General features: G+C 50.6%; 8 protein-coding genes. 5 read left to right on the top strand and 3 right to left on the bottom strand.

The window, feature by feature from the left end:
• The first annotated feature begins 460 nt into the window (after nt 1-460).
• The 3 genes from B3K89_RS02655 (at nt 461) to B3K89_RS02645 (ending at nt 3,568) form a co-directional block, all read left to right on the top strand.
• Nucleotides 461-1,036: a class I SAM-dependent methyltransferase gene (locus B3K89_RS02655; protein ID WP_345907021.1), complete on the top strand. Its 576-nt coding sequence runs from the start codon at nt 461-463 to the stop codon at nt 1,034-1,036.
• 123 nt (nt 1,037-1,159) lie between these two features.
• The gene (locus B3K89_RS02650) at nt 1,160-2,200 is read left to right on the top strand and encodes a histidine kinase N-terminal 7TM domain-containing protein (protein WP_293893223.1); all 1,041 of its coding nucleotides are present in this window, start codon (nt 1,160-1,162) and stop codon (nt 2,198-2,200) included.
• 63 nt (nt 2,201-2,263) lie between these two features.
• Nucleotides 2,264-3,568, top strand: a complete 1,305-nt coding sequence (locus B3K89_RS02645) for a putative bifunctional diguanylate cyclase/phosphodiesterase (protein WP_293893226.1) — start codon at nt 2,264-2,266, stop codon at nt 3,566-3,568.
• Here the strand turns inward: B3K89_RS02645 and B3K89_RS02640 are convergent.
• The gene (locus B3K89_RS02640; RefSeq protein WP_293893229.1) at nt 3,565-3,915 is read right to left on the bottom strand and encodes a DUF3147 family protein; all 351 of its coding nucleotides are present in this window, start codon (nt 3,913-3,915) and stop codon (nt 3,565-3,567) included. The two genes, B3K89_RS02645 and B3K89_RS02640, sit on opposite strands and share 4 nt — an antisense overlap.
• A gap of 31 nt (nt 3,916-3,946) precedes the next feature.
• Here B3K89_RS02640 and B3K89_RS02635 point away from each other — a divergent pair, with 31 nt between their 5' ends.
• The gene (locus B3K89_RS02635; RefSeq protein ID WP_345907020.1) at nt 3,947-4,225 is read left to right on the top strand and encodes an ABC transporter substrate-binding protein; all 279 of its coding nucleotides are present in this window, start codon (nt 3,947-3,949) and stop codon (nt 4,223-4,225) included.
• 147 nt (nt 4,226-4,372) lie between these two features.
• On the opposite strand, the gene B3K89_RS02630 is transcribed toward B3K89_RS02635, so the two are convergent.
• Together B3K89_RS02630 and B3K89_RS02625 are read right to left on the bottom strand one after the other, a co-directional pair.
• On the bottom strand, nt 4,373-5,320 hold the full coding sequence (locus B3K89_RS02630; RefSeq protein WP_293893235.1) for an ADP-ribosylglycohydrolase family protein: 948 nt from the start codon (nt 5,318-5,320) through the stop codon (nt 4,373-4,375).
• 90 nt (nt 5,321-5,410) lie between these two features.
• Nucleotides 5,411-6,292, bottom strand: a complete 882-nt coding sequence (locus B3K89_RS02625) for an HNH endonuclease (protein WP_293893238.1) — start codon at nt 6,290-6,292, stop codon at nt 5,411-5,413.
• 141 nt (nt 6,293-6,433) lie between these two features.
• Here B3K89_RS02625 and B3K89_RS02620 point away from each other — a divergent pair.
• Nucleotides 6,434-6,943 (top strand): alkaline phosphatase (locus tag B3K89_RS02620; RefSeq protein ID WP_345907019.1); only part of this gene is annotated, 510 nt, incomplete at its 3' end.

Here is a 6,943-nt window from a genome sequence, read left to right as displayed (position 1 = left end):
CCCCCGCGTGAGCGGGGAAAACACCAACATTTAGTGTTGTGCTATCACTTGGACAACTATCGATAGAGTCTTTAGGTTTGCTTTTCCTGCTCTCAGTTTTGAAAAATCAAATTTCTTCTTAGATCCGGCCTTTCATTTGGTTTTGTTGCTTCATCATTCATTGATTGGGTGTCGATGCATTTTGAACTGGTGAGAATGAGAGGCTGTACAAATATTATACCCGATTTTTATAGCCGGATGAGAGAAATATTGGGATGCAGGGGCCTGATTGTGAGAAAAAGCAAGAATTTCGAGGCCTGATGATCGTACCTACGCTGGATACTTAAAAATTTCCCAATTTTTCCCAACGCAATCACCATCCTCACATTCCATTACCTCCGCTACACCGGGCATTGTCGTAGTAATACCTTGAAGAGTGAATTGCCGAAAGAGTACTATCAAGATCTCGGAGGCCTCCCTGATGAACTACTATGACAAGCATGCAGACACCTACATCAACAGTACTGTCTCGGTGGATATGGGCTCTCAATACTCGCTGTTTCTGCCTTATCTGCCAAAAGGCGCTTCCATTTTGGATGCCGGATGCGGCAGCGGCCGTGACAGCCTCCATTTCTTGGAGCAGGGCTATAAGGTTGAGGCTTTCGACAACAGTAGTGCGATGGTCGAGCATGCAAGAGCTCTCACAGGCCTTGCTGTCCGAAAGCTTTCCTTTGCCGAATTGGACTATGACTCTACCTTTGACGGCATCTGGGCCTGTGCATCGCTCTTGCATGTACCAAGAACTGAATTGCCTGCAGTCTTTCGCCTTCTTCATCGGGCCTTGAAACCCAAAGGGTTGCTCTACTGCTCCTTCAAGGACAGGGAAGCTGACTTCTCCCAAGGGGGAAGAGATTTTTCCTGTTTTACTTCCGATAGTTTCAAATTATTCCTTTCCGATCTAACTGTTTTTGAGCTAATCGAGCTTAAATACTCCCAGGATGTACGGGAGGGCAGAGGTAATGAGAGGTGGTTGAATATACTCTTGGCGAGAAAGTAATACAAAGTATGGTATAAGTTATATTCTTATAGAATAAAAAGATACAAATTGTCTCCCATTGCAACTCCCAAGCCGGTGTACTATTATGAAGTCATGTACACTGAAGCCGAAGGAGAGTGAGCATTGCTCAGTACATCGTTGTTTGCCATGCTGTTCATCACTGTTTGCATAGTCTCCTTGGTCAGTGGAATTCTGGTCATGCAGAGCGACCGCACTTCGCGCATCAATCGGGCATTTTTCGCCCTGGTGATTTGTCTGATCATATGGACCCTTGGACTTACGGTATCCACAGTCGCTCCAAATCTGAATATCGCCATCGCCGGACAGCGAATATCAGCCTTTGGTTGGGTGGGTATCTATGTAATCCTCGTCCTGTTTGTGCTGCTCCTGACAGGCCGCAAGCTTCATCGCACCTGCTATCCACTCCTCTTCATCCCTTCTCTCTTGATGATTCTCGTCTATGGCCTCCCGTCCAATCTTTACGATTATTCATTGGTTTTCACACGATTTGGTTGGTCATCCTCTTCAGTCGATACCTTTTGGGACTATGCCTTTTATGCCTATTTCTCCGGGTACACGCTCTTGGGCCTCTATCTGGTGGCTGCATGGAGAACAGAAACTGAGAAAACGGCAAAAAAACAGATTTTGTTCTCTCTTCTGGTTGCATTTCTTGTCGGGACGCTCACTGATGTCCTGCTGCCGGCCTTCGGTTTGGAACTACCCCAACTTGCGCCCATCATCCTTACCATTCCTGTAGTGGTCATTTCTCAAGTCCTGAGAAGTCGTAATCCTCAAGTAGTGGGATTGGGGGCTCCTTCCCGGTACACCACCATCTTCATCCTGGTAGCACTCTATGTGTTTATTTCTGTGCTGCAAACGCGTCTCTCCGCCGACTCCGAACTTGTGGCTGCCCTCCAATTGGAAGAGTCGACGTTCAGAGGCATCATCACCCAGCTACAGATGTTCATATCCATCTACCTCGTCCTTCGGGCGAAAAAGACCGGAGTCATCGCCACCCTGCTTCTCAATGGGGCGAACCTTGTTTCCTCGATACTGTTTTTGATCAGGACCAACTCTCCAACCCCGATTCCAGGCATCATCTCTTACATCGGGGTATTGCTGGTTATTTATCTGATCAGGGTGTTTGAACAACGCTCGGAATGATACATATCACACATCGATACCCAGCGCAGTGAACTCGAGCAATCACAAAACAAGCTCTACAATATGGCTTTTTATGATTCGCTGACCAGGCTTCCCAATCGTGACTACTTCATCGACCATGTCAACCAAACGATTGCAAAACATTCCCATGGCAAGCAAGTCATAGGAATCCTGTTTCTCGATTTCGACTCCTTCAAGTCCATCAACGACACCGCAGGGCATGCCACCGGAGACCTGGTGTTAAGCAAAATTGCAGAAGTAATGGCGGCTGTCCTGGACAAGGATGATATCATCGCCCGCTTCGGCGGTGACGAGTTCCTGATGGAAGTGCAACGGCAGAAAGAGACAGACATCCTGTTGGTGACTAAGGCGATCATGCAGGCACTCAAGCGGCCTATTGTCTTAGGCACTGAAGAATACTTCCTTCCGGCCAGCATTGGCGTCTCCCTCTATCCGAACGATGGTCCCGACGCCCAGACGCTGATCATGAATGCCGATATCGCCATGTATGCCGCCAAGGCAAAGGGGAAAAACCAAGTTGCTTACTGTACTGAGGAGATGAAAGCGCAGACAACCAAGAGACTGCGTCTGACCAACAGTCTCTATCGCGCTCTCGATAGGAACGAGCTGTTCATTGAGTATCAACCCCAGATATGTACAGAAACCCGAAAGGTGTGTGGTTTCGAGGCTCTGCTACGGTGGAAGAACCCGGATTACGGTATTGTTTTACCAGCTGACTTTATCCCGCTTGCCGAACAGACCGGTCTTATCCGCCCAATCGGCTTGTTTGTCCTGAAAGAAGCCTGCAAACAGCTTGTCTTTTTCAATCAAACATACCAAGAAGCTCTGGTCATGTCGATCAATCTCTCGTTGGTGCAGCTCAGGGACGCTCACATTGTTGAAAAAGTCCGGGCGATACTCGCTGAAACCGGTGTGGACAGCACATACCTACAGATTGAGGTCACCGAGAGTTCGAACTTCTTGGGAGAGCCGTTGTTGTTGCAACGCTTGATCGAACTGAAGCAGCTGGGCATTTCATTGGCAATCGATGATTTTGGAACCGGACACTCTTCGTTCAGCAGGCTGAGGACCTACCCGATCGACCAACTGAAGATCGACATTGAATTCGTGCAGGGGATAACCACCGGCTCGAAAAAAGATATGGCCTTGATCAAGAGCATCATCCAGACAGCGAAGAACCTGGGAATCGAGGTGCTTGCCGAAGGGGTGGAGACAGAAGAGCAGGTGCAATATCTCCAGCAGAACGGCTGTGACAAATTGCAGGGCTATTACTTCTCCAAACCCTTGAAGGTTGAGGATATTGCTGGTTCTGGCTTGCTAACACCTTGGGTAAACAACCAAGCCTAGAGCGTCACATGCAACAATTGGAGCACCCAAACAAGCAAACCATACAGGACTATGGTGGCGGCAACGGAAATTCCCAAACTCACCCAGAAGTGCAACCCTTTGGTAAGCAGGACTGGAAAGAGCAGGAAAAATGCCAATGAGGGTAACACAAGAAAGAAAATAGATCGGGAGAGGTCGGCGATTGCCTTTGTCTCCGTCTTATCGATATACATCCAAATCAGGGCAAGCAGGGACGTGAGAGGCAACGAGGCGATAAGCGCTCCAAAGAACGAGCTTCGTTTGGCAATTTCACTGACGGCAACGATTATGGATGCAGAAAGGGCTAATTTGACAAGGTAGTAGAACACAGCGGCCTCCGATACGTACTTTATAGTCTATGTGTGGCATATGGACAAGATTCTTGCCGTCACCCGCGATCCATGCAACCGCTGGCACGGCACCACCATCGAAGCGATGGTCATCATCTACAATCCCAAACTCGTGGCTCCGTCCGATGCCCCCAAAGGGTGGGCGGACCTGCTCAACCCTGAATTCAAGGGAAGCATCGCCCACGCCGATCCGGCCCGCTCGGGCTCTGCCTTCATGGCGCTGGTCATCCAGCTGATGAGCATGGGAGGGGATAATGAGACCGGTTGGAACTATATGCCAATTTTGTAGAGAATCTGGAAGGGAAGGATGCATACAAGGGGGGATCGATGCATCGGTGGTCCTGATCACCTTTGTGGTTACTCTGATGAACGCTTCCTCCTTGAGAGGCCGACAAGCAAGGCAACCAGTTGTACAAGAGTGACAAGCCTCTGAATCTTATTGGAAGATACCCATCACCGGCAGCTCCAACAGCGCCTTGGTCCACACCTCGGCTTGCTTGGCTAGCGGCTCTTCACCACAGATGGACAGCCGCTTGATGCAGGCTGTCGGCTTCAGAGCTTCCCTCCAACGCAGCGGGATTCCCTCTACACCGCAGAAGGCTCCCGCCAAAGCCCCATAGATGGCTGCATTGGTATCGGCATCGCCAGCGCGCATGGTAAGGTCGACCATCCCCTCTTCAAAGCTTTTTGCGTGCAGAACAGTATAGAAGGCAAGCTGGAAAGCGATGAGAACCCACCCTTTGAGACTTCCATCAATCCCCTCGGGTGGTGCATTTTTTGCATTACTCAGGGCAACCAACACCTCTTTTTCAGTCACATAGGAAGGAGCCGTCTCAACAAGGTAGGAGTAAACCTCTTGGGCGCTCCACCCTTTGCAGATGGCAAGGCTGAGGGCAAAGACAAAAAGTCGGTTGCAATCTCTGCTGACCGGGTGTGTGTGGGTGATGGCGCAGTCGAGGTCTGAAAGCTGCATCAAGGCCGGGGTGGAGAGCTTGCAGCCAAGGATCCCCAATGGAGTGGTACGCATCAGAGCTCCGTTTGCCTGGCTGTTGGGGTTCATCCTCCCATCGAGAGCACCGCAGATGGTGATACCGATGTCCTCAGGCCCTGCATTGCGCCACCGTTGGTAGGATTTCCGCACCAGGTCTTGTGAATAGGAGCCATGCTTGAGAATGCTTTGGATCATCATGATAGCCATCTCACTGTCGTCGGTAATCTCGCCGACGCTTCCCACCGAGCGCGGGCTGTCGTCCATCTCATGGATTCCATCAGGGTGCTGCCTCAGAACATCCTTGGCACGTTTGAACTCGGTCTGGGCTCCAAAGGCATCACCGACAAAACTGCCAAGCAGTGATCCCAATGCCCGTTCATAGAGTGTCGACACCTTTGAATCTCCTTTGGGAGAGTATACCACCAACAGAGGCTAACAGGCAATTTATCCTTACTTTCTGAATAGATTTCTTCGGAATAAAGTTCAATGATCGGTCGTACCTATCACAATCGGATGCTTGGCCAGGATCTCCCAACTTGTGTGGAGAACCTGGTCCTCACACCCGATTCTCCTATTGTGCTCCAGCAACGTGAACTGTCGGGTGTGGAACCTTCGATGGCAGGAAGGGCAGAGACACAGCAGATTGGCAAGGGAGTCGGGGCCCTCTTGGGAGAGCGGCTGGATGTGGTGGGCATCGGCATTGAGATAGCCCCATTGCTCCTCACGGCTCAATGTCTTGATCCAGCCGGGACGATAAATCCTGGTACCGCAGATCTGGCACTGAAAGTCATAGAGGCATTTGACAGCCTGCTTGAGAGCGCCCTTGCTGTAGAAATAGCGCTTCGAGCCCAGTTTTATCGTCTGGTCGGAGGTGTTGACCGAAAGAAGACTCAAAAGTTTCTGATCGATGCTTGCCTGCGGAGCCTTGGCCAAAAGCGTCTCCCGTATCCAGTAGGAAGCCTCGACATGGTCGGTATGGTAATCCGGGTCCTTCTCCTTGACCAGTTCCTCAGTAAGGTTTCCTGACTGCGGATGGGCGATGAACCAGTCACGAAGATAACAATAAATCAGGGCGAAGGATTGATCCTCCCGTTGGTGGGCAAGCAAGGTGTTCAAGGCATAGGAAGGCAGGGCTCCTTCAAAAAAGCCGTGATGCGTTCCATCGAGGCCCAGATAATGGGCGATGCCCATCGATTGCCAACCATGGCTTTGCCTGCCATCCAAGCCAAGGCAGAGGGTATCGAGTTCTCGAAAGCCTTTCCTGCTGAAGAGCCAATAATACACAACAGCTGCGCGCTCTTGATCGCCATACAGGGAAAACTCCCGTTTTCTTGTGCGTTTGTTCAACGGAGGAAACTCATACATAATCCTATGGTAGCAGCCTGGCAGCGGAGGTGCCAGTGCCGAGGCTCATGCTTTTCTGCATAATTTCTTACCAATTGTTCGCAAAATGCTAGCAATCATACTCCATCGTATGGCCATCCAGTTAGTTTGTTGGAGGAAATCATGAAAAAACGATTGATGATGGTGCTGTTGCTCCTTGCAGCGGTTTTGGCAGGCCTTACGGCACAAGCAGTAGGGGAGAATCAGGGTGCAACGGCAGTGTCGATTGAGACACAGGCCAAGCCCAAGTACGTCTTCATGTTCATTGGAGATGGTATGAGCCATGTGCAGATCAACGCAGCACAAATACTGAAAGGCAGCAATGAGAAGGGCAATCTCTCGCTGAAGCCGCTGACCTTCACCGAGTTCCCGGTAGTCGGACTGCAGACCACCTTTGATGCAACCTCCTTCTGTCCCGACTCGGCATCCACGGCCACGTCGCTCTCAAGCGGGTACAAGACCCACAGCGGCACCATCGGGCTCGGAATCGACAAGCAGATGGTGGGCAAGACCATTGCCGAACAGGTAAAGCAGCAGAAGGGGTGGAAAGTTGGTTTGGTTTCTACGGTTACCCTCAATCACGCCACTCCCGCCGCCTATTATGCCCATGTGCCGTCCAGAAACAGCTATTAC

Origin of the sequence: Sphaerochaeta sp. UBA5849, from assembly GCA_002432715.1 — a bacterium.
Taxonomy (GTDB): domain Bacteria; phylum Spirochaetota; class Spirochaetia; order Sphaerochaetales; family Sphaerochaetaceae; genus Sphaerochaeta.
This window is presented reverse-complemented; position numbering and strand designations above follow the sequence as displayed.

Bases quoted from the DNA above. Each gene is read 5' to 3' on its own strand.
- B3K89_RS02655 (WP_345907021.1), top strand. From the start codon at position 461: ATGAACTACTATGACAAGCATGCAGACACCTACATCAACAGTACTGTC.
- B3K89_RS02645 (WP_293893226.1), top strand. From the start codon at position 2,264: ATGGCTTTTTATGATTCGCTGACCAGGCTTCCCAATCGTGACTACTTC.
- B3K89_RS02625 (WP_293893238.1), bottom strand. From the start codon at position 6,292: ATGTATGAGTTTCCTCCGTTGAACAAACGCACAAGAAAACGGGAGTTT.